Here is a 25,974-nt window from a genome sequence, read left to right as displayed (position 1 = left end):
ATCGGCTTCCTTAATGACACCAGTGACCGAATGATTTTAAACGTTTTCTGATGAATCTGCTGTGACACTTCCCTGATGTTGAGTTTTTCCTGCCAGGTAGCGGGTTTTAAAGCGAGTGAAATGATCGCTTAACCCTTCTGCGGCTTGCGTATCTCCCGCCAGATCCAACAAGGCGATGGCCACTTCGGCAGTGCAATATTGCCCTTCAGCGTGAACGCCACGCAGGTGGTAAGCAGAAAGGCGTGATAAATCAACGGAGATCACCGGTAGGTTATCGAGGTACGGGCTTTTGCGGAACATTTTACGCGCCTCAGGCCAGGTGCCGTCGAGCATGATAAACAATGGGGGCTTACCGGCTGGTGGCGTGAAAATCACTTCACGCTCTTCACCCGCATAGGAGGCTGGGAATACAACCATCGGCTGGTAATCCGGATTTTTCACCAGTTCCAGCAACGCCTGCGGCGGCTCGGTGCGTGACCACTGAAAAGCCGTGGTATCGGGCAGAATATCAGCAATCAAACGCCCCGTGTTGCTGGGCTTCATCGGCTCGGTATCAAACATCACCAGACAAAAGCGACTTTTTGCCTCAGAGGGTGCCAGCGTTGCGCACAAACAGAGTTTCTGCGGCAGCAGGCAGCGCTGACAGCGGCGAACGCGATTACCTCGGGCAAGGAAAGGACGCGTGGCGCGCGCGAGGCGCTCTGCGCGTAACTGAAGAACAGCGTTATCGGTCATGGGGAAACACGTTGAAAAACGCTATTGTCGCAGAGGTGAAAACGGGGCACAAGATGCGCCCCGTAGAGATTATAATGATTCGTTAAGCCAGCTATCAAATGGGGCTTTTGGTACAGCGCCGTTAAGCATGTCGACAATTTCCCCTTTTTTGAAAATCATAATGGTCGGAATACTGCGGATACCGAAACGGGCGCTGAGTTCACGCTCGGCTTCCGTATTCACTTTAACAAAACGCACTTTACCGCTACGCTCTTCCGCGACATCTTCAAAAATCGGGGCGAAGTTACGACATGGACCACACCAGGGGGCCCAAAAGTCAACGACCACCGGGAGATCGTCTTTTAACAGTTTATCCAGTGTCTTACCGGTCGCATTGATCACCTCCCCATCAAACAGGTCGTGACCACAGCGTCCGCATTTAGCCGCTTCCTGGACACGATCGTCGGGGATGCGGTTGATAGCCTGGCAGCTGGTACAAACGGTATTCATAACTAACCTCTGGATGAGTGGAGTGGACTTCACGGCAGGAACGCCAGTATGTTTCTATTATGTTACATATTATCGGGGAGTCTGTTCTAAACAACAATGCGTTTTATTCAATGAGTACAATAGTCCTTAGCTTTTAAATGAAATAATGGCTAACGACGTGCACATCGGGTAATCTGCGCGCTTCGCGCAGAGCAGGTGGAGAAAAACATGAGCGACGAACTGAAGAACAAAAACGGCAAGGTCAAAGTGATGTACGTCCGCAGTGACGATGACTCGGATAAACGCACCCAAAATCCACGTACCGGAAAAGGCGGCGGTCGCCCCGGTACTTCCCGAGCCGAAGGCGGTCGTCGCCCTGCCCGTGATGACCGAAAGGGTCCGAACAGCGAACGCGGTCGTGAACGTGGTCGTGACCGCGATGTAGAACGTGACCGCAGACGTGAAGATTCACCGTGGCGTACCGTGTCCCGCGCACCGAATGATGACGCAGCGGATAAAGCCGATCACGGCGGTATTAGCGGTAAGAGCTTTATCGATCCTGAAGTATTACGCCGTCAGCGTGCGGAAGAAACCCGCGTTTACGGTGAGAATGCCTGTCAGGCTCTGTTCCAGAGTCGTCCGGACGCCATCGTCCGCGCCTGGTTTGTTCAGAGCGTAACCCCGCGCTTTAAAGAAGCATTACGCTGGATGGCGGCAAACCGCAAAGCCTATCACGTGGTTGACGAAGCCGAGCTGGCGAAAGCCTCTGGCACAGAACACCACGGTGGCGTCTGTTTCCTGATCAAAAAACGTAACGGTACTACCGTTAAGCAGTGGGTCGGTCAGGCAGGGGCGCAGGATTGTGTGCTGGCACTGGAAGATATCGCTAACCCGCATAACCTGGGCGGCATGATGCGTAGCTGCGCGCACTTCGGTGTGAAAGGCGTAGTGGTTCAGGATGCGGCGCTGCTGGAATCAGGTGCGGCCATCCGTACCGCTGAAGGTGGTGCAGAGCACGTTCAGCCGATTACCGGCGACAGCATTGTTGATGTGCTGGACGACTTCCGCCAGGCGGGTTACACGGTTGTGATGACCTCAAGCGCGAAAGGCAAACCGCTGTTTACTACCACGCTGCCGGAAAAAATGGTGCTGGTATTAGGGCGTGAGCGTGAAGCTCTGCCAGAAGCAGCATGCTCAGCCGACGATCTGTGCGTTGCAATTGACGGCACTGGCAAGGTAGAAACGCTCAACGTTTCTGTGGCAACAGGCGTGCTGCTCGCGGAGTGGTGGCGTCAGAACAAAGCCTGATAATAAAAATGCCAGCGAATCGCTGGCATTTTTTTACTCGCTTTCTGCGGGTAATACCGGCATCCAGTCAATTGGCTTTTCACCTCGTTGTTCCAGCCATTCATTCGCCAGTACAAAGTGATTGCAGCCAAAGAAACCGCGATGCGCAGAGAGCGGTGATGGGTGGGGCGCTTTCAACACATGGTGACGCTGCGTATCAATAATCGCGCCTTTCTTCTGTGCGTGAGAACCCCAGAGCAGGAAAACCACGCCTTCCCGATGTTGGTTAATCAGACTGATGACTTTATCGGTAAATGTTTCCCACCCAAGGCTGGCGTGAGAATGTGCCTGTCCGGCGCGAACGGTGAGTACGGTGTTGAGTAACAGTACCCCCTGGCGTGCCCAGCTTTCCAGATATCCGTGCGTTGGGCGCGTGAAGCCTGGAATCGTTGCCTCCAGCTCTTTGTACATATTCAGCAACGAGGGTGGAGTGGCAATGCCGGGGCGAACAGAGAACGCGAGACCGTGTGCCTGGCCTGGACCGTGGTAAGGATCCTGACCCAGGATGACGACTTTCACGTCACCAAGCTCGGTAAAGCGAAAAGCGTTAAACACATCTTTTTGCGGCGGATAAATTGTCATTCCCGATTGACGCTCGCCGGCAACAGTATGCAGCGTGTTAACAAAATAAGGCTGCTGTTTCTCTTCAGCCAGCACATCGTGCCAGGTTAATTCGGTGGCCATCTCGCTCTCCTGCGAATTTTCAATCCCCCTAGCTTAACTGCTTCTTTCGACGTCGCAAAATTCTGTACGTTACTCAATGGTCTACCCCTTAAAGATAGTTGAAAATTTATGTAAAAAGTTTAGCTGCGCACATGGCGTAAGTTGATGTAAAACAATAAAATCCACCTATCACCACTTTCCATGTGTGGTTTTTGTTGATTTAAATCAAAGATTCAAGGGTGTGTGAGGGGTATATATACACTCAAGCAACAATGGTTTTACCAATTGGCCGGATGACGGCCAACCGAGATCAAATAATTTTGCCGGGGAGGCATCAAATGATTACAGGTATCCAGATTACTAAAGCTGCAAACGACGACCTGCTGAATTCTTTCTGGCTGCTGGACAGCGAAAAAGGCGAAGCACGCTGCATCGTTGCGAAAGCAGGTTTCAATGCTGATGAAGTCGTTGCAGTCAGCAAACTGGGCGAAATCGAATACCGTGAAGTACCGGTAGACGTACAGCCGGAAGTACGCGTGGAAGGTGGTCAGCACCTGAACGTGAACGTTCTGCGTCGCGAAACGCTAGAAGATGCAGTTAAGCATCCGGAAAAATATCCGCAGCTGACCATCCGTGTTTCTGGTTATGCAGTGCGTTTCAACTCTCTGACCCCAGAACAGCAGCGCGACGTTATTGCTCGTACCTTTACTGAGAGCCTGTAAGGCTCACGGGGAATAACCCCGTTTAGCAGAGAATCAAAAAGCGGAAGATGCCAGTGCGTCTTCCGCTTTTTTGCATCTGTTAGTAAAAGATCCTCACCGCGCAATACACCAACAGCAGCGCCAGAATGATATTCAACTGTCGACCGTAACGGTGAAAAACGCGCTGAAAAAGATGGCCCGCCAGCGCCCAGCAGGCATTCCCGAAGGTGCCGATCAGCGCTAACAGAATACTCACCCCAATCAGCCAGTGGGCGTCCTGAGTGTACGGTAATACGAACGTGGATAACGCGGTAATGCCGTACAAAATGATTTTCACGTTAACAAACTGCAAGCCAAAACTTGCCCAGAAGCTAATCGGCTCTGACTGCAATCTATCGTTCGAGGTCGGGCTGGTGGCGATCTTCAGCGCCAGCCACAGGATATAAGCGGCCCCAGCCCAACTAAGCCAATGGATGATGGCTGGATCCATGACCGCCAGTGAAAATGAAATCCCGGCGCACATCATCATGACGATTAAAAAGCCCAGACTCATTCCGGCCAGTACGCGTGTACTCTGACGAAAACCGTGTGACGTCGCGGCGCTGAGCGCAAGGATGTTGTTTGGTCCGGGGGTTAGCGCGGTAATCAATGTATAGGTCCAGAATGCACTTAAAAGCGTGGGGGTCACTTGTTATCTCCTCTGTTTTGGTAGACAGTACCCGAGGCAAAATATTAAAAAAAATGAATGTTTTTGCATTCTGAGTTCGATATTTTCGATGGGTTGGTGCGGATGGATTTACGTCGGTTTATTACGCTAAAAACGGTGGTGGAAGAGGGTTCATTTCTGCGGGCATCACAAAAACTGTGCTGTACGCAATCAACGGTTACCTTTCATATTCAACAGCTTGAGCAAGAGCTTTCGGTGCAGTTGTTTGAAAAAATTGGTCGCCGGATGTGTCTCACCAGTGAGGGAAAACGTCTGATGCCGCATATCCATGACCTGACGCGCGTGATGGCATCGATTCGACAGTCGGCACATCAGGATGCGCAGCCGAGCGGCGATCTACGTGTCGCAACAGGCGAAACGCTGCTGGCGTATAAAATGCCGCAGGTTTTACAGCGATTTAAACAATGTGCGCCCCATGTGCGGCTGTCTTTACAGTCGCTCAACTGTTATGTCATTCGCGATGCATTGCTCAGTGATGATGTTGATCTGGGGGTCTTTTATCGGGTGGATAATGACGATGCCCTGGAGTTGATGCCGCTTGGCGATCAGTCACTGGCATTAGTTGCTTCGCCACTGCTTCAGCACGTTGATTTTACTCAGCATAACCAGCACATTCCCTGCAGTTTTATCATTAATGAGCCGCAATGTATTTTCAGACAACGCTTCGAGGGGCTACTGCGTAAACGACAGATTACGCTGGAAAATACCATTGAGTTATGGAGCATTGAAAGCATTAAGCAGTGCGTATCGGCAAATCTTGGGATCAGCTTTTTGCCGCATTTTGCCGTCGAGAAAGAGTTACGTTCAGGGGAGTTGATTGAATTACCGTTCAGTGAACAACCTGAGTTAATTACGGCATTGTGTGGTTATCATGCCGGAAAAGTCGTTAGCCCGGCGATGCGGGTGTTTCTTGAGTGCATTGAAGAGAGTTTTGCATCACGTGAAAAAATGCCGGGCTAAATGGCCCGGCATTCGGTTTACTCTTTGTCGGACTGCTGGGTAGCAGCGCCGCTCGGCTTACGACGTTTGCCGATATTTTTGGCGTCGCGGTGACGTTTTTTCACCCGCGGCTTCTCTTTCTCTTTCGCCTTTTTCTCAGCGCGCTTCGCCAGCACTTTCTTGGATGGCTTACCGTTAGATTTCTCACTTGGCGCGCGTGTGGTTGGACGCAGTTCGTCAATGACGCGAGCTTTCAACGGTTCGTCAATATAGCGGCTCGCTTTGCCGAGCAGCAGGTGGTCGTGCGCTTCAACCAAAGAGATCGCAGTGCCTTTACGGCCAGCACGACCGGTACGGCCAATACGGTGCAAATAGGCATCGCCACTGCGCGGCATGTCGAAGTTAAACACGTGGCTGACGTCAGGAATATCGATCCCGCGAGCGGCAACGTCGGTTGCTACCAGCACGTTCACACGACCATCGGTCAGGCGTTTGATCGCTTCGTTACGTTTGTTCTGCACCATCTCGCCTTCGAGATAGCAGTTATTAATGCCCGCCTGGCGCAGCCAGCCTGCCAGTTCGTGCACACGCTCACGTTTGCGTACGAAGACAATCGAGCGAGTCGCTTCCGGCTGTTTTAACAGGTGGATCAGCATGGCAGTTTTGTGCTCGATGTCATCGGCACGGTAGTAAAACTGATGGATCTTCTTGCGTTCGCGGGTGGACGGATCCGCTGAGACTTCGACCGGGTCTTCCAACAGACGCTCGGCAAAATCTTTAATCGCATCGCCTTCCAGCGTGGCGGAAAACAGCATGGTTTGCTTACGCCAGCGTGTTTCACCGGCGATATGCTCGATGTCCTGGGCAAAGCCCATGTCCAGCATACGGTCTGCTTCATCGAGAATTAGCGTTTCAACCGCATGGCAGTCGAAGTTTTCTTCTTTAATGTATTGCAGCAGACGACCCGTGGTGGCGACCACGATGTCCTGGTTTTCGCTAAAGACTTCCATGTGGTTCATGTAAGCCACGCCGCCGGTAATCGTAGCGATATCCAGATGTGTATTCTTCGCCAGCTCACGAGCGTGTTCGGCAACCTGCATCGCCAGTTCGCGCGTTGGCGTCAGGATTAAAATGCGCGGCGGACCAGATTTCTTGCGCGGGAAGTCGAGCAGGTGCTGCAACGCTGGCAGCAAATATGCCGCCGTTTTACCGGTGCCTGTCGGCGCAGAACCGAGTACATCACGGCCATCGAGCGCAGGCGGAATGGCGGCAGCCTGAATGGCGGTCGGGCGAGTGAAACCTTTTTCCTGGAGGGCATCCAGAAGGCTTTCATCGAGTTCAAGTTCGGAAAAAGTCGTTACAGTCATGTTCTACCTCTGAGTGGGGCGCTGATTATAGACGTTACGGCTGCAATCTTCATCTGTTTGTATGGATATACCTTCTCAGGTATTGTTTTTATCCTATGTTATCGTTTTTTTTCCAGGAAGGTTGTTCTTCATGCCCCAGTCTACATCCGTACTGAGACGTAATGGATTTACTTTTAAGCAGTTTTTTGTGGCACACGATCGTTGTGCAATGAAAGTCGGAACAGACGGCATTTTATTGGGGGCCTGGGCCCCCGTTGCGGGCGTAAAGCGGATCCTGGATATTGGTACCGGTAGTGGCCTGTTGGCGCTGATGTTGGCCCAGCGCACTGATGAAAACGTCATCATTGACGCCGTGGAGCTTGATGTCGATGCCGCGCAGCAGGCGCAGGAGAACATCGCGCAATCTCCGTGGATGCATCGCGTGAGTGTTCATACAGAAGATGCACAGCAGTGGATACCGCGTCAGACCGTGCGTTTTGATTTGATAATCAGCAACCCTCCCTATTATGAACAGGGCGTGGAATGTGCTACACCGCAGCGCGAGCAGGCGCGCTATACCACCACGCTCGATCACCAGGCGTTGCTTACGCTGGCGGCGGACAGCATTACGGAGGAAGGTTTTTTTTGTGTCGTGCTGCCGGAACAGATTGGGAACGCGTTTACCCAGCAGGCATTAAGTATGGGCTGGCATCTGCGATTACGTACGGATGTAGCAGAAACGGAAGCCCGACTACCGCATCGGGTATTGCTGGCATTCTCCCCGCAGGCCGGGGAGTGCTTTAGCGACAGGCTGGTGATTCGTGGGCCAGACCAACGTTACTCTGAAGGTTATACGGCGCTGACCCAGGCGTTTTACCTGTTTATGTGATGACTTAGCGGCGAGAGAATGGACGGGCCGGCTTCTGGAAGCTGCTCTGGGTAATCCAGCGTGTAGTGCAGGCCCCGACTCTCTTTGCGCATCATTGCGCAGCGGACAATCAGCTCGGCAACCTGCACCAGGTTACGCAGTTCCAGCAAATTGTTCGACACGCGGAAATGGGCGTAATACTCGTCGATTTCCTGTTGCAGCATGGTGATACGGCGCAGAGCGCGCTCCAGGCGCTTGGTCGTACGCACAATACCGACGTAATCCCACATAAACAGCCGCAGCTCATGCCAGTTATGCTGGATAACAACCAACTCATCCGGGTTTTCTACCCGGCTTTCATCCCAGCCCGGGAGCGTGCTAACGCCGCGAGCATAAGGCATGCGCCTGTCGATATCTTCAGCCGCGGACCAACCATAAACCAGACACTCCAGCAATGAGTTCGATGCCATCCGGTTGGCGCCATGCAGGCCGGTGTAACTCACTTCGCCGATCGCATACAGCCCGTCGACATCGGTACGGCCAAAGTCATCCACCATCACACCGCCGCAGGTATAGTGCGCGGCAGGCACGATGGGAACCGGCTCTTTGGTTAAATCAATGCCCAATCCCAGCAACTTTTCATAAATCATCGGGAAATGCTGACGAACAAATTCTTCCGGCTTATGGCTGATATCGAGGAACATGCAATCTGCACCAAGGCGCTTCATTTCATGATCAATGGCGCGGGCGACAATATCGCGGGGAGCCAATTCGCCACGTTCGTCAAAATCGGGCATAAAGCGTGAACCGTCCGGGCGCTTCAGGTGCGCTCCTTCGCCGCGCAGCGCTTCGGTCAGCAGAAAATTGCGCGCCTGCGGATGATACAGCGCTGTCGGGTGAAACTGGTTAAACTCCAGGTTGGCGACGCGACATCCCGCGCGCCAGGCCATTGCAATCCCGTCACCCGAGGAAATATCCGGATTGGTGGTGTATTGATACACCTTTGACGCGCCGCCGGTGGCCAACACTACCGACTTCGCATGGCAGGTTTCGACGGCTTCTTTATTACGATTCCAGATCCATGCGCCGACAACCCGACGCGTTCCCGGCAGACCGATTTTATCGGAGACAATCAGGTCGACGGCGTTGCTACGCTCAAGAACCCGGATATTGGGGTGATTTTGTGCCTGGCTGACGAGGGTGGTTTCGACTTCTTTGCCGGTAGCATCCGCAGCGTGCAGGATGCGTCGATGGCTGTGACCGCCTTCACGGGTCAGGTGATAGCTCTCTTCGCCGTTAGGCTGAACCTGTGTATCGAATAAGACGCCCTGATCGATAAGCCATTGAACGCAGGTGCGAGCATTGCTGGCGACAAATTCAACCGCATGGCGATCGCACAGCCCGGCCCCGGCAATCAGCGTATCTTCAACGTGGGAGTCGATACTGTCGGTTTCATCGAAAACCGCGGCAATACCCCCCTGGGCATAAAATGTCGAGCCTTCGCTGACCGGCCCTTTGCTCAGGACAATAACCTGATGTTTTTCAGCCAGGCGCAGCGCCAGTGAGAGTCCGGCAGCCCCGCTGCCAATGATCAGCACGTCACAGGATAATTCAGGAGTCGTATTCATGATGTTTGTTTAATTTACTAAACAGTGTTTGGTCACCATAGCACCACATTGCGCGATACTGCACGTTTTATTTTTAAATGTGTTGCAATGACTAAACATGAAGGAAAAGCATGATGAGGGCGAAATAGGCAAAAATATTTTGTGAAGCAGGCCGTTAGCATCAGATTATGTGATGAAATAAAGTGCCCGTTGGGTTACTCTGCAAGCGGTGAAATGGGCATTTCTGTACAGATAGTGCGTTGATCGGGTTATGTAGACTTATAATGAGAGATAAGACCTGTCTACAACATGACAAACAAAAAACAATGCGTAACGGAACTTTACGAAACTTGAGCACTCTAAGCATTTGCTTGCTCATAGTGAAGCTGATGGAGTGGCGTTTCGAAAGCGCGTGGAAATTTGGTTTGGGGAGACTTTACCTCGGATGAGCGAGCAGTTAACGGACCAGGTCCTGGTAGAACGGGTCCAGAAGGGAGATCAGAAAGCCTTTAACCTACTGGTAGTGCGCTATCAGCATAAGGTGGCGAGTCTGGTTTCTCGCTATGTACCGTCGGGTGATGTACCCGATGTAGTACAAGAAGCATTTATCAAAGCCTATCGTGCGCTGGACTCGTTCCGGGGAGATAGTGCTTTTTATACCTGGCTGTATCGTATTGCAGTCAATACAGCGAAGAATTACCTGGTCGCTCAGGGGCGTCGTCCACCTTCCAGTGATATTGATGCGATTGAAGCAGAAAATTACGAAAGTGGCGGTGCGCTGAAAGAAATTTCGAACCCTGAGAACTTAATGTTGTCAGAAGAACTGAGACAGATAGTTTTCCGAACTATTGAGTCCCTCCCGGAAGATTTACGCATGGCAATAACCTTGCGGGAGCTGGATGGCCTGAGCTATGAAGAGATAGCCGCTATCATGGATTGTCCGGTAGGTACGGTGCGTTCACGTATCTTCCGAGCGAGGGAAGCTATTGATAATAAAGTTCAACCGCTTATCAGGCGTTGACGATAGCGGGATACTGGAAAAGGTATTAGGCATGCAGAAAGAAAAACTTTCCGCTTTAATGGATGGCGAAACGCTGGATACTGAGTTACTCAAAGAGCTAACTCACGACCCGGAAATGCAAAAAACCTGGGAGAGTTATCACCTGATTCGCGATTCCATGCGAGGTGATACCGCCGACGTTCTCCATTTCGATATTTCCGCCCGCGTAATGGCCGCCATCCAGGATGAGCCAGTACGCCAGACGGCGCCATTGATTCCTGAGGCCCAGCCAGCACCGCACCAGTGGCAGAAAATGCCATTCTGGAAGAAAATGCGTCCGTGGGCCGCGCAGCTTACCCAAATGGGTGTGGCCGCGTGCGTATCACTTGCAGTTATCGTTGGCGTCCAGCACTATAATGGGCAATCTGAAACGTCCCAGCAGCCCGAAACACCGGTATTTAATACATTACCGATGATGGGTAAAGCCAGTCCGGTAAGCTTGGGTGTACCTTCTGACGCGACGGCCAGCGGCGGTCAACAACAGCAGGTACAGGAGCAGCGTCGTCGTATTAATGCCATGTTGCAGGATTACGAATTGCAACGTCGACTGCACTCTGAACAGCTTCAGTTTGAGCAGGCCCAAACACAGCAAGCCGCTGTGCAGGTGCCAGGAATTCAAACTTTAGGAACGCAATCGCAGTAATGAAGCAACTTTGGTTTGCCATGTCACTTGTGGCTGGTAGCCTGTTCTTCTCTGTAAACGCCTCGGCCAATCCTGCGTCCGGGGCGTTGTTGCAGCAGATGAATCTGGCCAGCCAGTCGCTAACCTATGAGCTGTCATTTGTCAGCATCAATAAGCAGGGTGTTGAATCCCTACGTTATCGTCATGCCCGCCAGGATAACCGTCCACTCGCGCAACTATTACAAATGGATGGACCGCGCCGGGAAGTTGTGCAACGCGGCAACGAAATTAGCTATTTTGAGCCTGGTCTCGAACCGTTCACGCTGAACGGCGATTATATCGTTGACTCTCTGCCATCCCTGATTTACACCGATTTCAAACGCCTTGCTCCCTACTATGATTTTATCTCAGTAGGCCGCACCCGTATTGCCGATCGGCTCTGTGAAGTGATCCGCGTTGTGGCGCGTGACGGCACCCGTTACAGCTATATCGTTTGGATGGACACGGAGACCAAACTGCCAATGCGTGTCGATCTCCTCGATCGTGATGGCGAAACGCTGGAACAGTTCCGGGTGATCTCCTTTACCGTGAATAACGGTGTTAGCGACAGCATGCAGACGTTAGCAAAAGCGAATTTACCACCGTTGCTGTCGGTTCCTGCCGGCGAGAAAACCAACTTCAACTGGAGTCCGTCGTGGTTGCCACAAGGTTTCAGTGAGGTCTCAAGCAGTCGACGTCCGCTGCCGACGATGGATAACATGCCGATTGAATCACGCCTTTATTCTGATGGCCTGTTTAGTTTCTCCGTGAACGTAAACCGTGCGACGCAGAACAGCGCCGATCAACTGCTGCGTACTGGCCGCAGAACGGTCAGCACCAGCGTGCGTGATAACGCGGAAATTACGATTGTGGGCGAGCTTCCACCACAAACGGCGAAGCGTATCGCGGACAATATCAAGTTCAGGGCAGCACAATGATTAAAGAGTGGGCGACGGTCGTCTCCTGGCAAAATGGTCTGGCGACGGTCAGCTGTGATGTTAAAGCATCATGTAGCAACTGCGCTTCCCGGGCCGGATGCGGGAGCCGCGTACTGAACAAACTGGGACCACAGACCACACACACTATCGTGGTGCCCTGCGACGAACCCTTGACCCCTGGTCAAAAAGTTGAACTGGGCATTGCCGAAGGTAGCCTGCTGGGTTCGGCGATGCTGGTCTACATGTCTCCGTTGGCGGGACTGTTTCTTTTCGCGGCGCTGTTCCAGGTGCTGTTTGGTTCCGATCTTGCGGCATTAAGCGGCGCAGTGCTGGGGGGCATGGGCGGATTCCTGATTGCTCGTGGATACTCTCGTAAGCTTGCTGAGCGCGAAGCCTGGCAGCCGGTCATTCTGAACGTTGCTCTCCCACCCGATCTTATTCGCGTCGAAACCCAGCAGTGATATCTTTGCCTGATGGCGTTGCGCTTATCTGGTCTACAGCGTGCTCAGATGCAGGCGTAGGCCGGATAAGGCGTTTATGCCGCCATCCGGCAAAAGTTTCACCGACTTTGCAAGGTTGTTTCCAGTTCCCGCTATCCTTGCTCTATGAACGTTTCCTCGCCTCAGCGTTGTAGTGTAGAATGCGGCGTTTCACTTAAACAGACGTTAAGCTCAGATCAGCGACTTCTCAGAGCCTGCTCCGGCGGGCGTAAGGCACAATAATTACACTATATGAAGAACATACGTAACTTTTCAATCATAGCTCACATCGACCACGGTAAATCGACGCTGTCTGACCGTATTATCCAGATCTGCGGTGGCCTGTCTGACCGTGAAATGGAAGCGCAGGTTCTCGACTCGATGGATCTTGAGCGTGAGCGCGGTATTACTATCAAAGCGCAGAGCGTGACGCTCGATTTCAAAGCATCTGATGGTGAAACCTATCAGCTTAACTTTATCGACACCCCGGGCCACGTTGACTTCTCGTATGAAGTTTCCCGCTCGCTTGCTGCCTGTGAAGGCGCATTGCTGGTGGTTGATGCCGGACAGGGCGTAGAAGCGCAGACCCTGGCTAACTGCTATACCGCCATGGAAATGGATCTGGAAGTAGTACCGGTACTGAACAAAATTGACCTGCCAGCCGCCGATCCTGAACGCGTAGCGGAAGAGATCGAAGATATCGTCGGTATCGATGCGACAGATGCCGTTCGCTGCTCGGCGAAAACCGGTGTTGGCGTCACTGACGTTCTTGAACGTCTGGTACGCGACATTCCGCCGCCGGAAGGCGATCCGGAAGGCCCATTGCAGGCGCTGATCATCGACTCCTGGTTCGATAACTACCTTGGCGTGGTGTCACTGGTGCGTATTAAAAACGGCACCATGCGTAAAGGCGACAAAATTAAAGTGATGAGCACCGGTCAGGTCTATAACGCTGACCGTCTGGGCATCTTCACGCCAAAACAGGTTGACCGTACCGAGCTGAAATGCGGCGAGGTAGGTTGGTTGGTTTGTGCGATTAAAGACATCCTCGGCGCACCGGTTGGCGATACTCTGACGCAGGCGCGTAACCCGGCAGACAAACCGCTGCCAGGCTTTAAAAAAGTGAAGCCGCAGGTTTACGCTGGTCTGTTCCCGGTGAGCTCTGACGACTACGAAAACTTCCGTGACGCGCTTGGCAAGCTGAGCCTGAACGACGCCTCCCTGTTCTACGAACCGGAAAGCTCTACCGCGCTGGGCTTCGGCTTCCGTTGTGGTTTCCTTGGTCTGCTGCACATGGAGATCATTCAGGAACGTCTGGAGCGTGAATACGATCTGGATCTGATCACCACCGCGCCGACCGTAGTCTACGAAGTCGAAACCACGGCGAAAGAGACTATCTACGTCGATAGCCCGTCCAAGCTGCCGCCGCTGAACAACATCTACGAACTGCGTGAGCCGATCGCTGAGTGTCACATGCTGCTGCCGCAGGCTTACCTTGGCAACGTCATCACCCTGTGTATCGAGAAGCGTGGCGTCCAGACCAACATGGTTTACCACGGTAACCAGGTGGCGCTGACGTATGAGATTCCAATGGCGGAAGTCGTACTCGATTTCTTCGACCGTCTGAAGTCGACCTCTCGCGGCTACGCGTCGCTGGACTATAACTTCAAACGCTTCCAGGCGTCTGACATGGTGCGTGTTGATGTCCTTATCAACAACGAACGTGTCGATGCGCTGGCGCTGATTACCCACCGCGACAACTCCCAGAGCCGTGGCCGTGAACTGGTTGAGAAGATGAAAGATCTGATCCCTCGCCAGCAGTTTGATATCGCGATCCAGGCGGCCATTGGTACGCACATCATCGCGCGTTCAACGGTTAAGCAGCTGCGTAAAAACGTTCTGGCGAAATGCTACGGTGGTGATATCAGCCGTAAGAAAAAGCTGCTGCAAAAACAGAAAGAGGGTAAAAAGCGCATGAAGCAGATCGGTAACGTCGAACTGCCGCAGGAAGCGTTCCTCGCCATTCTGCATGTCGGTAAAGACAGCAAATAATCTTAAGGAGTTGGCATGGCGAACATGTTTGCCCTGATTCTGGTGATTGCCACACTGGTGACGGGCATTTTATGGTGCGTAGATAAATTCATCTTCGCGCCAAAGCGCCGGGAGCGTCAGGCAGCAGCGCAAGCTGCTGCAGGTGATTCACTGGATAAAGCTACGCTGAAAAAAGTGGCACCTAAGCCAGGCTGGCTGGAAACCGGGGCGTCCGTTTTCCCGGTACTGGCGATTGTGCTGGTGGTGCGTTCATTTATCTATGAACCATTCCAGATCCCGTCAGGTTCGATGATGCCGACGCTGCTTATCGGTGACTTTATCCTGGTGGAGAAATTCGCCTACGGGATTAAAGATCCGATTTACCAGAAAACGTTGATCGAAACCGGTCATCCGAAACGCGGTGATATCGTGGTGTTTAAATACCCGGAAGATCCGCGTCTGGACTACATTAAACGTGCTGTCGGTTTACCGGGAGACAAAGTAACGTACGATCCAGTGGCGAAAGAGGTGACTATTCAGCCAGGATGCCGTTCCGGTCAGGCGTGTGAAAACGCGCTGCCGGTAACGTACTCTGATGTTCAGCCAAGTGATTTTGTACAGACCTTTGCTCGTCGTAACGGCGGTGAAGCGACCAGCGGCTTCTTTGAAGTTCCGCTGAACGAAACAAAAGAGAACGGTATTCGCCTCTCTGAGCGTAAAGAAACGCTGGGTGAGGTTACGCACCGCATTCTGACCGTGCCGATTGCGCAGGATCAGGTGGGGATGTATTACCGTCAACCTGGTCAGCCGTTGGCAACCTGGATCGTTCCGCCGGGACACTACTTCATGATGGGTGATAACCGTGATAACAGCGCGGACAGCCGTTACTGGGGATTTGTACCGGAAGCGAATCTGGTTGGTAAAGCGACCGCTATCTGGATGAGTTTCGATAAGCAAGAAGGTGAATGGCCGACCGGTGTGCGTTTAAGCCGTATTGGTGGCATTCACTAATCACCGATAATCGTTCACGTTGTCGTCATTACGGCGGCAGCGTGAATTATTTCTCGGATAAATTCCCGCAGACTAACGACATCCCTTGTCGTTGTGTATAGAATATTCCCCCGAAGTTTTAGGTTGGCACCGACAGGTTGCCACGGCACACGAAACAGCGTTGGTTTGTATACAAAAGCATGCAGGCGAAGCCAGATGGCTCAGCGAAATGCGTATATCAGGTCTGTTTCGTGTGCTGAATTGTTGACGCATTCATTTATTGGTATCGCATGAACCCCATCGTAATTAATCGGCTTCAACGGAAGCTGGGCTACACTTTTAATCATCAGGAGCTGTTGCAGCAGGCATTAACTCACCGGAGCGCCAGCAGCAAACATAACGAGCGTTTAGAATTTTTAGGCGACTCTATTTTGAGCTTTGTTATCGCTAATGCGCTGTATCACCGTTTCCCGCGTGTGGATGAAGGTGATATGAGCCGCATGCGCGCGACGCTGGTTCGCGGCAATACGCTGGCTGAATTAGCCCGTGAGTTTGACCTCGGTGAATGTTTACGTTTGGGGCCAGGTGAGCTGAAAAGCGGCGGCTTCCGTCGTGAATCAATCCTGGCGGATACCGTTGAAGCTTTGATCGGCGGCGTCTTCCTCGACAGCGATATTCAAACCGTTGAGCAATTGATCCTGAACTGGTATCAAACTCGTCTGGATGAAATTAGCCCAGGCGACAAACAAAAAGATCCGAAAACGCGCCTGCAGGAATATTTGCAGGGCCGCCACCTGCCTCTGCCGTCTTATTTGGTTGTACAGGTCCGTGGTGAAGCACACGATCAAGAATTTACTATCCACTGCCAGGTCAGCGGCCTGAGTGAACCGGTGGTTGGCACAGGTTCGAGCCGTCGTAAGGCTGAGCAGGCTGCCGCCGAACAGGCGTTGAAAAAACTGGAGCTGGAATGAGCGAAGAGAAAACCTACTGCGGATTTATTGCTATCGTCGGTCGCCCGAACGTCGGCAAATCCACCCTGTTGAATAATCTGCTTGGGCAGAAGATTTCTATTACCTCACGTAAGGCTCAGACAACACGTCACCGTATTGTTGGCATCCATACCGAAGGCGCGTATCAGGCAATTTATGTTGATACCCCGGGTCTGCATATGGAAGAAAAACGGGCTATTAACCGCTTGATGAACAAAGCGGCGAGCAGCTCGATCGGTGATGTTGAACTGGTTATTTTCGTTGTCGAAGGCACCCGCTGGACGCCGGACGACGAAATGGTGCTCAACAAGCTGCGTGATGGCAAAGCCCCGGTTATTCTGGTCGTCAACAAAGTCGACAACGTTCAGGAAAAAGCCGATCTGCTGCCGCACCTGCAGTTCCTGGCAAGCCAGATGAACTTCCTTGATATCGTACCGATTTCTGCCGAAACCGGCTTGAATGTCGATACCGTTGCGGGCATCGTGCGTAAGCATTTGCCGGAAGCTATTCATCACTTCCCGGAAGATTACATCACCGACCGTTCTCAGCGCTTTATGGCCTCTGAAATCATCCGTGAAAAGCTGATGCGTTTTCTGGGTGCTGAACTGCCGTACTCCGTTACCGTGGAGATTGAGCGTTTTATCTCTAACGAGCGCGGTGGCTACGACATCAACGGTCTGATCCTCGTTGAACGTGAAGGGCAGAAGAAGATGGTTATTGGCAACAAAGGGGCCAAGATTAAAACCATCGGCATCGAAGCGCGTAAAGACATGCAGGAGATGTTCGAAGCGCCCGTTCACCTCGAACTGTGGGTGAAAGTGAAATCCGGCTGGGCCGATGACGAACGCGCGCTGCGTAGCCTCGGTTACGGCGACGACGTCTAAACACATCCTCTGAAACACGGCGAGTATATGGAAGGATGGCAACGCGCTTTTGTCCTGCATAGTCGCCCCTGGAGCGAAACCAGTCTCGTGCTGGACGTCTTCACGGAAGAGTCGGGTCGCGTGCGCCTTGTGGCTAAAGGCGCACGTTCCAAACGCTCCAATCTTAAAGGCGCACTCCAGCCTTTTACCCCGTTGTTGCTTCGCTTTGGTGGACGTGGCGAGGTCAAAACCTTGCGCAGCGCCGAAGCCGTTTCTCTGGCACTCCCCCTTAGCGGAATCACGCTGTACAGCGGCTTGTATATTAACGAGCTTATCTCGCGCGTACTCGAATACGAAACCCGTTTTTCTGCACTCTTTTTCGATTACCTGAACTGCATTCAGGCGCTGGCTGGCGCGACGGGTTCGCCAGAACCTGCGTTGCGTCGCTTTGAGCTAGCCTTACTTGGTCATCTGGGGTATGGCGTCGATTTTACCCACTGTGCGGGCAGCGGCGAGCCGGTAGACGACACCATGACCTATCGCTACAGGGAAGAAAAAGGGTTTATCGCAAGCGTAGTGATTGATAACGCCACCTTTACCGGACGCCATCTGAAAGCACTCGAATCGCGGGAATTTCCGGATGCTGATACGCTTCGCGCCGCGAAACGCTTTACCCGCATGGCGTTAAAGCCGTATCTTGGTGGTAAGCCCTTAAAGAGCCGCGAATTATTCCGGCAGTTTATGCCGAAGCGAAAATAAAAAACGAGGATTGTCATGGCCGAATTACTGTTAGGCGTCAACATTGACCACATTGCCACTTTACGTAATGCACGCGGTACCGCATATCCGGACCCGGTTCAGGCAGCGTTTATCGTTGAACAGGCGGGCGCGGACGGTATTACCGTACACCTGCGTGAAGACCGTCGTCATATCACCGACCGTGACGTACGTATTTTGCGCCAGACGCTGGATACGCGCATGAATCTGGAAATGGCAGTCACCGAAGAGATGCTGTCGATTGCCGTTGAGACTAAGCCGCATTTTTGCTGCCTGGTGCCGGAAAAACGTCAGGAAGTTACCACTGAAGGTGGGCTGGACGTCGCCGGTCAGCGTGACAAGATGCGCGATGCCTGCAAACGGCTGGCGGACGCAGGCATTCTGGTTTCGCTGTTTATCGATGCCGATGAAGAACAGATTAAGGCCGCTGCGGAAGTTGGCGCACCGTTTATTGAGATTCACACCGGCTGTTACGCCGATGCGAAAACCGACGCAGAACAGGCCAGCGAACTGGCGCGTATCGCCAAAGCGGCAACCTATGCTGCAAGTCTTGGCCTGAAGGTGAATGCGGGTCACGGTCTGACGTATCACAACGTTAAAGCTATCGCGCGGATCCCGGAAATGCACGAGCTGAACATTGGCCATGCCATTATTGGACGTGCGGTGATGAGCGGCCTGAAAGAGGCCGTAGTCGAAATGAAGCGCCTGATGCTGGAAGCGCGTGGCTAATGGCGATTCTGGGATTAGGTACGGATATCGTGGAGATTGCCCGCATCGAAGCGGTGATCTCCCGTTCCGGCGACCGCCTGGCAAGACGTGTGCTCAGCGACAACGAATGGGCAATCTGGGAAACGCATCAGCAGCCGGTGCGTTTTCTGGCGAAGCGTTTTGCAGTCAAAGAGGCGGCAGCAAAAGCCTTTGGCACGGGTATTCGCAATGGGCTGGCGTTTAATCAGTTTGAAGTCTTTAACGATGAACTCGGTAAGCCGCGTCTGCGATTATGGGGAGAGGCGTTAAAACTGGCGGAAAAACTCGGCGTTGCGCACATGCATGTGACGCTGGCCGATGAGCGTCACTACGCCTGCGCCACGGTGATTATCGAAAGTTAGATTCAGGACGATGCCGGATGGCGACGCGTAGCGTCTTATCCGGCCTACGGGTTATGCGTTTGTTGCAGGGGCAGGGTAGGGGCTTCATCGCCAGATGGCGACGTGGCTAAAGTTTATCGGCGTGGTGCATCAGCACAAACTTATCCCACAGCTGCTCTTCTGTTTCGACATGCGCCGGATCTTTCAAAATAGTATTGGGGATCGGGCACACCTTCTGGCAGGTTGGCGTGTCGTAATGGCCTACGCATTCCGTACACTTGTCGCTGTTAATCTCGTAAATGCTATCACCCATCGAAATCGCCTCATTCGGGCATTCGGGCTCGCACATATCGCAATTGATACACTTTTTAGTGATTAACAGGGCCATCAGGAAACTCTCAAAACATCACAAATCGGGCGGGCATTATACGCGCATTCTTTGCTCAGACCAGTTTTTTTACCAGTGCCTCACTGTGGCGAATACGTTCCGGGGCATGCTCCAGATCCTGCTGTACCAGCGCCATAAACAGTAAATCAGTGAGCATCATTTGCGCATGGGTGGAGGAAATCGCTGCGCTGCGCGTGGCCTGCTCCTCGGCAATGGTGTACAGACAATGACTTGCCCGTTGCTGCAGTGCGTTCGGTGTAAATCCGGTGATGGCGAGGATTTTCGCGCCAGTGCGCAACGTTTCATCCGCAGCCAGGTTGAGCTCGCGACGCTCTCCGGTATACGAAATGGCCAGCAGTAGATCGTTGGGCGAAAGCGCCTGCACCGTCGCCAGTAGGGCGTGCATATCGCGTTCCACCACCGCGTTAAAACCAATCTTCAGCAGCTTCCAGGCAAAATTCTGCGCTACCAGACCCGATGCGCCAATCCCTGTCACGATAATGCGGCGGGCTGAACGCAGCATCGTGACGCTCTCCATCAGTTTCTCTTCGCTGTTGACGTCCAGCGTCGCATGCATCGCCGCCACGTTCTCTTTAATCAGTTTCTCGCCTACCATTCGCATCGGGTCGTCACCGCGAATCTGATTATGTACCGGAATGGAATGGGGATTGGGATTGCTGGCCAATGCTTCGCTAATCGCCAGTTTGAGTGCCGGGAATCCTTTAAAGCCCATCTTTTGCGCGAATTTCACCACGCTGGACTGGCTGACGCCCGCTTCAAAGGCCAGCTGTTGTGAACTGAGATGACGCGCAGTATCCGGCTGAGCAAGAAGATAATCCGCAAGTTTTTTATCGCTTTGCGCGAGATCCGGATAACGCTGACGAATGCGAATTAAACAGTTCATGCTTTCTCCTGGCGAAAATGTGATGGCGATTACAAAACAAAATATCACTCGCCTTAGTGAATATAATATTCCATTATGACAGATTATTATGAATTAAAAATTCCTAAGGAACAAAAAATGAATCTCGGTGCGTTAGTTTCAGAAACCCGCAATCCTCAGACCATGGATCTGGATGCGCTCTCCACTTTGGAGTTGGTTCATCGTTTTAATCAACAGGATACGCTGGTAGCTGAAGCAGTAAAAGCAACTCTTCCTGAAGTTGCGCGCGCGGTTGATGCGGCAGCTGACGCGCTAAAAGCCGGTGGACGCATTATTTACATGGGAGCAGGTACCAGCGGGCGTCTTGGGGTGCTGGACGCGTCTGAATGCCCACCAACCTTCGGCGTCCCGCACGGTCTGGTGGTTGGGCTGATTGCCGGGGGACCGGGCGCTTTGCTGAAGGCAGTAGAAGGCGCAGAAGACAACCCGCAGCTAGGCGAAGACGATCTGCGTGGGCTCAATCTTACCGCACAGGATCTGGTGGTGGGGCTGGCAGCTTCTGGTCGCACGCCGTATGTTATTGGCGGGTTGAAATATGCGCGTTCGGTGGGCTGTACAACGGCGGCTATTTCTTGCAATCCGGATTCCCCTATCGCGCATGAAGCGGATATTGCTATTTCTCCGGTAGTGGGGCCTGAGGCGCTGACCGGGTCAACACGACTGAAATCCGGCACCGCGCAAAAGCTGGTGCTCAATATGATCTCCACCGGCGCGATGGTGAAATTTGGCAAGGTGTACCAGAACCTGATGGTGGATATGCAGGCAACCAACGTCAAACTGGTCGATCGGGCGTGCCGTATGGTGGTTGAAGCCACCGGTATTGCGCGGGCTCAAGCTGAAACGCTGCTGAAGCAGACGGATTATGATGTTAAGCCGGCTATTTTAATGGCGCTCACCGGCCTGGATGCCGCTGCCGCCCGCGAAAAGCTTGCCGCTCACCAGGGTTTTTTACGCGCGGCGTTAGAACACTAAGAGGTGTATATGGATAAGACGGCGTTGCTGGCCAGCGACATCCTGCTGGGCGTTGGCGGAGAGAACAATATTCTGCGTCTGGAAAACTGTATGACCCGTGTCAGGGTGGAAGTTCAGGATGACGGGCAGATCGATATTCCCCGCCTCAGGCAACTGCCCGGCGTTAGCGGCTACGTGAAGCAGGGCGCACAGCACCAGATTATTGTCGGCCCCGGTAAAGCTGCCAAAGTGGTGGATGCCATGCGTTCCCTGATTGCCGATGGCGGCGAGCGAGCAGGTGCCAATGATATTGAGCGCACCAAGTCAGAGGCCAAAGCGAAGTACAAAGCGCCGATGAGCGATGCGCTGCGCAAGCTGGCGAACGTCTTTATCCCTCTTATTCCGGCGTTTATCGCCTCCGGTTTGATTACCGGCATTATTAACATCCTTAAGCGCCCGGATATCGTGGGGGATTTTGCGACCCACTATCCAAATATGCTGGGGTTGATGGGCATATTTGGCAGCGCCGTGTTTGCCATTATGAATATTCTGGTCGGGGTGAATACCGCCAAAGTTTTCGGTGGCTCCCTGGCAATGGGCGGGGTGATGGCGGGGATCCTTTCCAGCCCTCAGCTGGCGCAAATTACCCTGTTTGGCGAAGCGTTGCAGCCGGGGCGCGGTGGGGTGATCGCGGTATTGCTGGTGGTTGCGCTGATGTGCTGGATCGAACGTAAATTCCGCACGCTGTTGCCGGAATCACTGGAGCTTATCCTTAACCCGCTGCTAACCACCATCATTACCGGCGTAATCGCGATTGTGGCGCTGCAACCGCTTGGCGGATGGATTTCTGAATCTATCGCTCACGGCGCATCCTGGGCTATCGATCGCGGCGGTTTTCTGGTCGGTGCCGTGCTGGCAGGAACCTTCCTGCCGTTGGTGCTCACCGGACTTCATCAGGGATTGGTGCCCATCCACGTTGAGCTGGTTCAGGCACACGGTTATAACGCGCTTTTTCCGATCCTGGCGATGGCGGGCGTTGGGCAAATAGGTGCTGCGATCGCGGTTCTGATGAAAACTCGTAATGCGCGGCTAAAGAAAGTGATCAAAGGGGCGCTACCGGTCGGACTGCTGGGGATTGGCGAGCCGCTGATTTTTGGTGTCACGCTGCCGTTGGGTAAGCCGTTTATCGGCGCTTGCCTTGGCGGAGCGGTAGGCGGGGCGCTGATTAGCTACTGGAAGGTAGCGACGGTCATCACCTTTGGCATCTCCGGATTACCGCTGGCACTGACGATTGTTGCCGGAAAAGTGATGTTCTATCTGTTAGGCTATCTGGTAGCAGTTATCGCCGGGTTCCTGTTTACCTGGCTATTGGGGTTCAACGATCCAGAGGAATAAGGTTTGACCAATCACCAGCGCCGCGTTGTCTTTTTTGATTTAGATGGCACGTTACACCAGCAGGATATGTTCGGTAGTTTCATTCGTTATCTGCTGCGACGCCAGCCGCTGAATGCGCTGCTTGTGCTACCTTTGTTACCGGTGATTGCGCTGGCGTTGTTGATAAAAGGACGCGCCGCGCGCTGGCCAATGAGCCTGCTGCTGTGGGGATGCACATTTGGTCGTAGCGAGGCGCGTCTGAAAGCGCATCAGGCCGATTTTGTGCGCTGGTTTCGCGGTAACGTGACGGCGTTTCCGCTCGTGCAACAGCGGCTGACAACTTACCTGTTAAGCTCTGACGCTGATATCTGGCTTATCACCGGCTCCCCGCAGTCACTGGTCGAGCAGGTTTACTTCGACACGCCGTGGTTACCCCGTGTCAATCTGATCGCCAGCAAAATGGCGCGGGGATACGGCGGATGGGTGTTGCCTCTGCGCTGCCTGGGCCATGAGAAAGTGACGCAGCTTGAGCGCCACATTGGCGCGCCCTTACAGCTATACAGTGGCTACAGCGACAGTAATCAGGACAATCCGCTGCTCTCTTTTTGCCAGCACCGCTGGCGCGTCACGCCGCGCGGAGAGCTTCAGCAACTCGAATAGCTAACGCACATGCAATTTGAAGTATGACGTGTATAATGCGCCCGCTTTGATTACTGGAGTTACCCCTTTGTCAGATGTTGAATTTAGCCACGAATACTGGATGCGTCATGCTTTAACGCTGGCTAAGCGAGCCTGGGATGAGCGTGAAGTCCCGGTGGGTGCGGTATTGGTACATAACAACCGAGTGATTGGCGAAGGCTGGAACCGCCCGATTGGACATCATGATCCGACTGCCCACGCTGAGATTATGGCGTTGCGTCAGGGCGGCCTGGTGCTGCAAAACTACCGCCTGTTAGATGCCACCCTGTACGTCACTCTGGAACCGTGCGTGATGTGCGCGGGCGCGATGGTGCACAGCCGTATCGGTCGGGTCGTTTTTGGCGCGCGCGATGCGAAAACGGGCGCTGCCGGGTCATTAATGGATGTACTGCATCACCCTGGAATGAATCATCGGGTTGAAGTGACAGAGGGGGTACTGCGGGATGAATGTGCCACGTTGCTCAGTGATTTCTTCCGCATGCGCCGGCAGGAAATCAAGGCCCTGAAAAAATCCGCTAATCAGTAACTCTCAGCCTGATGGCAGTGCGCTTATCAGGCGTACAAGACTACTTCTCCTCTTTTTTATGCGGTGAAAACAGCAGGGAAGGGGAGTGCGTCAGGTAGTTTGACGACGTTTGAGACAGAAACGCCGAAAGCGGGAATTTCTCTTTACCTAATAGTTCTGCGGGCGTCACCGTCGGGTAATCCTGCGCCAGTTGCTGCGTTTCTAGCGCCTGTTTTTCTTTCTCTTGCAGATATCCCACCAGGCTAATTTGGTACTTACGGATATTTTCCACATAGGCGTAAGCTTCGTGGCCACGCGCATAGCCATAGGTCAGCTTGTTGTAATACGGCTTTTGGCTGAGCAGCGGTAATCGCTGTTTTACGTCAGACCAACTGTTCGGATTGCCTTTGGTTTTCACCGTCAGCGCCCGCGCATCCAGCATGTGCGCATAACCCATGTTATAGGCTGCAAGGGCAAACCAGATGCGTTCTCCTTCGGGGACGGTATCCGGTACTTTACTCATCATATCCTGCAAGTATCGCGCGCCGCCGCTGATACTCTGTTCGGCATCGGTACGGTCGGTCAGCCCGAGACTCTGAGCGGTATTTTTAGTCAACATCATCAGCCCGCGTACGCCGGTTGGAGAGGTGGCCTGCGCGTCCCAGTGTGATTCCTGATATGAGATAGCGGCCAGTAGTCTCCAGTCTATCTCTTGCGCATATTTCTCAAACAGCGGCTTGAGGTCCGGCAACACGCTGTCTACGGCACGTAAAAAGGAGCGGGTATCGACATAGTCAAAATCATCGCCATGCCCGAGATATTTCTCTTCCAGCCGTGCCAGAGAACCGTCTTCATTCATGGTGTTGAAGAAATCCAGTAGGGCGGCAGACAGCGTGTTGTCATCGTCCAGCCGACTAAACCATGTCACCGGTTGTTCGTCAGAGACGTCGAGCGCTACGGCCAGCTCAGGATGCACGCGTTGATATAAGCTGATGGCAACAGAATCGGCAATGGTGTAATCCAGCTTTCCGGCGATTACATCATCAAGCAGTTCGGTGGTGCCCTTTTTGTCATCGACTTTCCAGCTCAGATCGGGAAATTTTTTCTCTTTTAGCTGCTGGAGGTCATTAACCACCACGTGCCCCGGGGCGATAGTCAGTTGGTTTTCGTTCACGGTGGCAAGCGTGCGCGGGCGGTATTGCCCAACCCGGTACACCAGCTGTTGTGAAACCGAATAATAGGTCGGGCCGGGCTGGTAATTTTTCACCCGCTCGCTGTTATAGACCAGACCAGCGGCTAACAGGTCGGCATTGCCGTTATCCAGGTCGTCAAAAAGCTGGCTGATGTTCTGGCGTACGGTAACTTTTAACTTCACGCCTAAGTAGTCGGCAAATTCCTGGGCCAGTTCATAATCCAGACCGAATTTTTTGCCATTGAGGGTCGCGTAAGTTAATGGCGAATCAATGGTACTGACGCGTAGCTCTCCCCGCGACTGAATGGCGGCGATACGATTTTCGGCTTTACCGAACCAGGGGATAGATGGCCAAAGGGCCGCTGCCAACAACAGCGTCAATATGCCGATGAACAGATAATTAATCTTTAATTTTTTCAATTAGTTAATTCTCTGAACCGTACGTTGTCTCTGTCTGCTGTGGTGTTGATTAAGAAGTGAAGTCGTCATTAATGAACGGCATTTTGCTTAAACTTGCGTCAGTTGGCAACTTATTCAGAAATCTGACCGCATTTGATGATAAGTGACGGTCGTGATTTTATTTCGACGCAAACGGTTTCGTCGGCGCGGTAGATTCTTTATAATGACGCCCGTTTCCCCCACTTG

General features: G+C 53.0%; 29 protein-coding genes. 20 read left to right on the top strand and 9 right to left on the bottom strand.

Features of this window, described 5'->3' with window-relative positions; all coding sequences use genetic code 11:
• Positions 1 to 36 precede the first annotated feature (36 nt).
• Together tapT and trxC are read right to left on the bottom strand one after the other, a co-directional pair.
• Positions 37 to 735, bottom strand: a complete 699-nt coding sequence (tapT, locus tag OGY04_RS21865; protein WP_003835347.1) for a tRNA-uridine aminocarboxypropyltransferase — start codon at positions 733 to 735, stop codon at positions 37 to 39.
• A gap of 69 nt (positions 736 to 804) precedes the next feature.
• The gene (gene trxC / locus OGY04_RS21860; RefSeq protein ID WP_286586013.1) at positions 805 to 1,224 is read right to left on the bottom strand and encodes a thioredoxin TrxC; all 420 of its coding nucleotides are present in this window, start codon (positions 1,222 to 1,224) and stop codon (positions 805 to 807) included.
• 207 nt (positions 1,225 to 1,431) lie between these two features.
• Between trxC and OGY04_RS21855 the strand changes: the two genes are divergently transcribed.
• Positions 1,432 to 2,511, top strand: a complete 1,080-nt coding sequence (locus OGY04_RS21855; RefSeq protein WP_048234691.1) for a tRNA/rRNA methyltransferase — start codon at positions 1,432 to 1,434, stop codon at positions 2,509 to 2,511.
• 33 nt (positions 2,512 to 2,544) lie between these two features.
• Here the strand turns inward: OGY04_RS21855 and ung are convergent, their stop codons facing one another.
• Positions 2,545 to 3,234, bottom strand: a complete 690-nt coding sequence (ung, locus tag OGY04_RS21850) for a uracil-DNA glycosylase (RefSeq protein WP_008785504.1) — start codon at positions 3,232 to 3,234, stop codon at positions 2,545 to 2,547.
• A gap of 317 nt (positions 3,235 to 3,551) precedes the next feature.
• Here ung and grcA point away from each other — a divergent pair, with 317 nt between their 5' ends.
• Complete coding sequence (grcA, locus tag OGY04_RS21845) at positions 3,552 to 3,935, top strand: autonomous glycyl radical cofactor GrcA (protein ID WP_003037563.1); 384 nt, start codon at positions 3,552 to 3,554, stop codon at positions 3,933 to 3,935.
• A 79-nt stretch (positions 3,936 to 4,014) separates the two neighbouring features.
• On the opposite strand, the gene eamB is transcribed toward grcA, so the two are convergent.
• Positions 4,015 to 4,602 carry a cysteine/O-acetylserine transporter gene (gene eamB / locus OGY04_RS21840; RefSeq protein ID WP_032944265.1) on the bottom strand — a complete coding sequence of 196 codons (588 nt, stop codon included), beginning with the start codon at positions 4,600 to 4,602 and terminating at the stop codon, positions 4,015 to 4,017.
• A gap of 102 nt (positions 4,603 to 4,704) precedes the next feature.
• On the opposite strand from eamB, the gene OGY04_RS21835 reads away from it, so the two are divergent.
• The gene (locus tag OGY04_RS21835; protein WP_286586023.1) at positions 4,705 to 5,601 is read left to right on the top strand and encodes a LysR family transcriptional regulator; all 897 of its coding nucleotides are present in this window, start codon (positions 4,705 to 4,707) and stop codon (positions 5,599 to 5,601) included.
• Positions 5,602 to 5,618: 17 nt separating this feature from the next.
• On the opposite strand, the gene srmB is transcribed toward OGY04_RS21835, so the two are convergent.
• Positions 5,619 to 6,947: an ATP-dependent RNA helicase SrmB gene (srmB, locus tag OGY04_RS21830; protein WP_003835340.1), complete on the bottom strand. Its 1,329-nt coding sequence runs from the start codon at positions 6,945 to 6,947 to the stop codon at positions 5,619 to 5,621.
• 130 nt (positions 6,948 to 7,077) lie between these two features.
• Between srmB and trmN the strand changes: the two genes are divergently transcribed.
• The gene (trmN, locus tag OGY04_RS21825; RefSeq protein WP_048215761.1) at positions 7,078 to 7,815 is read left to right on the top strand and encodes a tRNA(1)(Val) (adenine(37)-N(6))-methyltransferase TrmN; all 738 of its coding nucleotides are present in this window, start codon (positions 7,078 to 7,080) and stop codon (positions 7,813 to 7,815) included.
• Here the strand turns inward: trmN and nadB are convergent.
• Entirely contained in the window at positions 7,800 to 9,422 is a 1,623-nt protein-coding gene (gene nadB, locus OGY04_RS21820) for an L-aspartate oxidase (protein WP_003037572.1), read from the bottom strand. The two genes, trmN and nadB, sit on opposite strands and share 16 nt — an antisense overlap.
• Before the next feature lie 263 nt (positions 9,423 to 9,685).
• Here nadB and rseD point away from each other — a divergent pair, with 263 nt between their 5' ends.
• From rseD to acpS, 12 genes are all read left to right on the top strand, one after another.
• Positions 9,686 to 9,850 carry a rpoE leader peptide RseD gene (rseD, locus tag OGY04_RS21815; RefSeq protein WP_122973798.1) on the top strand — a complete coding sequence of 55 codons (165 nt, stop codon included), beginning with the start codon at positions 9,686 to 9,688 and terminating at the stop codon, positions 9,848 to 9,850.
• Positions 9,847 to 10,422 carry an RNA polymerase sigma factor RpoE gene (gene rpoE / locus OGY04_RS21810; RefSeq protein WP_003037573.1) on the top strand — a complete coding sequence of 192 codons (576 nt, stop codon included), beginning with the start codon at positions 9,847 to 9,849 and terminating at the stop codon, positions 10,420 to 10,422. Before rseD ends, rpoE begins: the two co-directional genes overlap by 4 nt.
• A gap of 31 nt (positions 10,423 to 10,453) precedes the next feature.
• On the top strand, positions 10,454 to 11,104 hold the full coding sequence (gene rseA, locus OGY04_RS21805) for an anti-sigma-E factor RseA (RefSeq protein WP_008785497.1): 651 nt from the start codon (positions 10,454 to 10,456) through the stop codon (positions 11,102 to 11,104).
• On the top strand, positions 11,104 to 12,060 hold the full coding sequence (gene rseB, locus OGY04_RS21800; RefSeq protein WP_003835334.1) for a sigma-E factor regulatory protein RseB: 957 nt from the start codon (positions 11,104 to 11,106) through the stop codon (positions 12,058 to 12,060). Before rseA ends, rseB begins: the two co-directional genes overlap by 1 nt.
• Positions 12,057 to 12,521 carry a SoxR-reducing system protein RseC gene (gene rseC / locus OGY04_RS21795; protein ID WP_286586011.1) on the top strand — a complete coding sequence of 155 codons (465 nt, stop codon included), beginning with the start codon at positions 12,057 to 12,059 and terminating at the stop codon, positions 12,519 to 12,521. The genes rseB and rseC overlap by 4 nt, the downstream gene beginning before the upstream one ends.
• Before the next feature lie 270 nt (positions 12,522 to 12,791).
• Positions 12,792 to 14,591 carry a translation elongation factor 4 gene (lepA, locus tag OGY04_RS21790; protein ID WP_003037577.1) on the top strand — a complete coding sequence of 600 codons (1,800 nt, stop codon included), beginning with the start codon at positions 12,792 to 12,794 and terminating at the stop codon, positions 14,589 to 14,591.
• Between the two features lie 15 nt (positions 14,592 to 14,606).
• Positions 14,607 to 15,581, top strand: coding sequence for a signal peptidase I (gene lepB, locus OGY04_RS21785; RefSeq protein WP_003835329.1), 975 nt, complete (start codon positions 14,607 to 14,609; stop codon positions 15,579 to 15,581).
• Positions 15,582 to 15,850: 269 nt separating this feature from the next.
• On the top strand, positions 15,851 to 16,531 hold the full coding sequence (rnc, locus tag OGY04_RS21780) for a ribonuclease III (RefSeq protein WP_003037579.1): 681 nt from the start codon (positions 15,851 to 15,853) through the stop codon (positions 16,529 to 16,531).
• A complete protein-coding gene (gene era / locus OGY04_RS21775) occupies positions 16,528 to 17,433 on the top strand; it encodes a GTPase Era (protein ID WP_286586010.1) in 906 nt (301 codons plus the stop codon). The genes rnc and era overlap by 4 nt, the downstream gene beginning before the upstream one ends.
• A gap of 27 nt (positions 17,434 to 17,460) precedes the next feature.
• Positions 17,461 to 18,171, top strand: a complete 711-nt coding sequence (gene recO, locus OGY04_RS21770) for a DNA repair protein RecO (RefSeq protein ID WP_008785495.1) — start codon at positions 17,461 to 17,463, stop codon at positions 18,169 to 18,171.
• Between the two features lie 15 nt (positions 18,172 to 18,186).
• Positions 18,187 to 18,918, top strand: a complete 732-nt coding sequence (gene pdxJ, locus OGY04_RS21765; protein ID WP_008785494.1) for a pyridoxine 5'-phosphate synthase — start codon at positions 18,187 to 18,189, stop codon at positions 18,916 to 18,918.
• Positions 18,918 to 19,298: a holo-ACP synthase gene (acpS, locus tag OGY04_RS21760; RefSeq protein ID WP_003037588.1), complete on the top strand. Its 381-nt coding sequence runs from the start codon at positions 18,918 to 18,920 to the stop codon at positions 19,296 to 19,298. The genes pdxJ and acpS overlap by 1 nt, the downstream gene beginning before the upstream one ends.
• A gap of 106 nt (positions 19,299 to 19,404) precedes the next feature.
• Here acpS and OGY04_RS21755 read toward each other — a convergent pair whose 3' ends face one another.
• Positions 19,405 to 19,665 carry a YfhL family 4Fe-4S dicluster ferredoxin gene (locus OGY04_RS21755; RefSeq protein ID WP_003037590.1) on the bottom strand — a complete coding sequence of 87 codons (261 nt, stop codon included), beginning with the start codon at positions 19,663 to 19,665 and terminating at the stop codon, positions 19,405 to 19,407.
• A gap of 55 nt (positions 19,666 to 19,720) precedes the next feature.
• On the bottom strand, positions 19,721 to 20,569 hold the full coding sequence (locus OGY04_RS21750; RefSeq protein WP_032944256.1) for a MurR/RpiR family transcriptional regulator: 849 nt from the start codon (positions 20,567 to 20,569) through the stop codon (positions 19,721 to 19,723).
• Positions 20,570 to 20,686: 117 nt separating this feature from the next.
• Between OGY04_RS21750 and murQ the strand changes: the two genes are divergently transcribed.
• Genes murQ through tadA form a run of 4 tightly spaced genes read left to right on the top strand, consistent with a single transcriptional unit; the run spans position 20,687 to position 24,158 of the window.
• Positions 20,687 to 21,580, top strand: a complete 894-nt coding sequence (gene murQ, locus OGY04_RS21745) for an N-acetylmuramic acid 6-phosphate etherase (protein ID WP_032944255.1) — start codon at positions 20,687 to 20,689, stop codon at positions 21,578 to 21,580.
• Positions 21,581 to 21,589: 9 nt separating this feature from the next.
• Positions 21,590 to 22,954 (top strand): PTS transporter subunit EIIC, encoded by a 1,365-nt coding sequence (locus tag OGY04_RS21740; protein WP_286586009.1) that lies wholly within the window; start codon positions 21,590 to 21,592, stop codon positions 22,952 to 22,954.
• A 3-nt stretch (positions 22,955 to 22,957) separates the two neighbouring features.
• A complete protein-coding gene (gene yfhb, locus OGY04_RS21735; protein WP_043017216.1) occupies positions 22,958 to 23,593 on the top strand; it encodes a phosphatidylglycerophosphatase C in 636 nt (211 codons plus the stop codon).
• Positions 23,594 to 23,621: 28 nt separating this feature from the next.
• Positions 23,622 to 24,158 (top strand): tRNA adenosine(34) deaminase TadA, encoded by a 537-nt coding sequence (gene tadA / locus OGY04_RS21730; RefSeq protein ID WP_071845284.1) that lies wholly within the window; start codon positions 23,622 to 23,624, stop codon positions 24,156 to 24,158.
• 40 nt (positions 24,159 to 24,198) lie between these two features.
• Here the strand turns inward: tadA and mltF are convergent, their stop codons facing one another.
• The gene (gene mltF / locus OGY04_RS21725) at positions 24,199 to 25,749 is read right to left on the bottom strand and encodes a membrane-bound lytic murein transglycosylase MltF (RefSeq protein WP_008785489.1); all 1,551 of its coding nucleotides are present in this window, start codon (positions 25,747 to 25,749) and stop codon (positions 24,199 to 24,201) included.
• Positions 25,750 to 25,974 lie beyond the last annotated feature (225 nt).

The organism is Citrobacter sp. Cpo091, assembly GCF_030332645.1.
Taxonomy (GTDB): domain Bacteria; phylum Pseudomonadota; class Gammaproteobacteria; order Enterobacterales; family Enterobacteriaceae; genus Citrobacter; species Citrobacter portucalensis.
The sequence above is the reverse complement of the archived record's forward strand: the minus strand, read 5'-3'. Positions and strand labels throughout refer to the sequence as shown.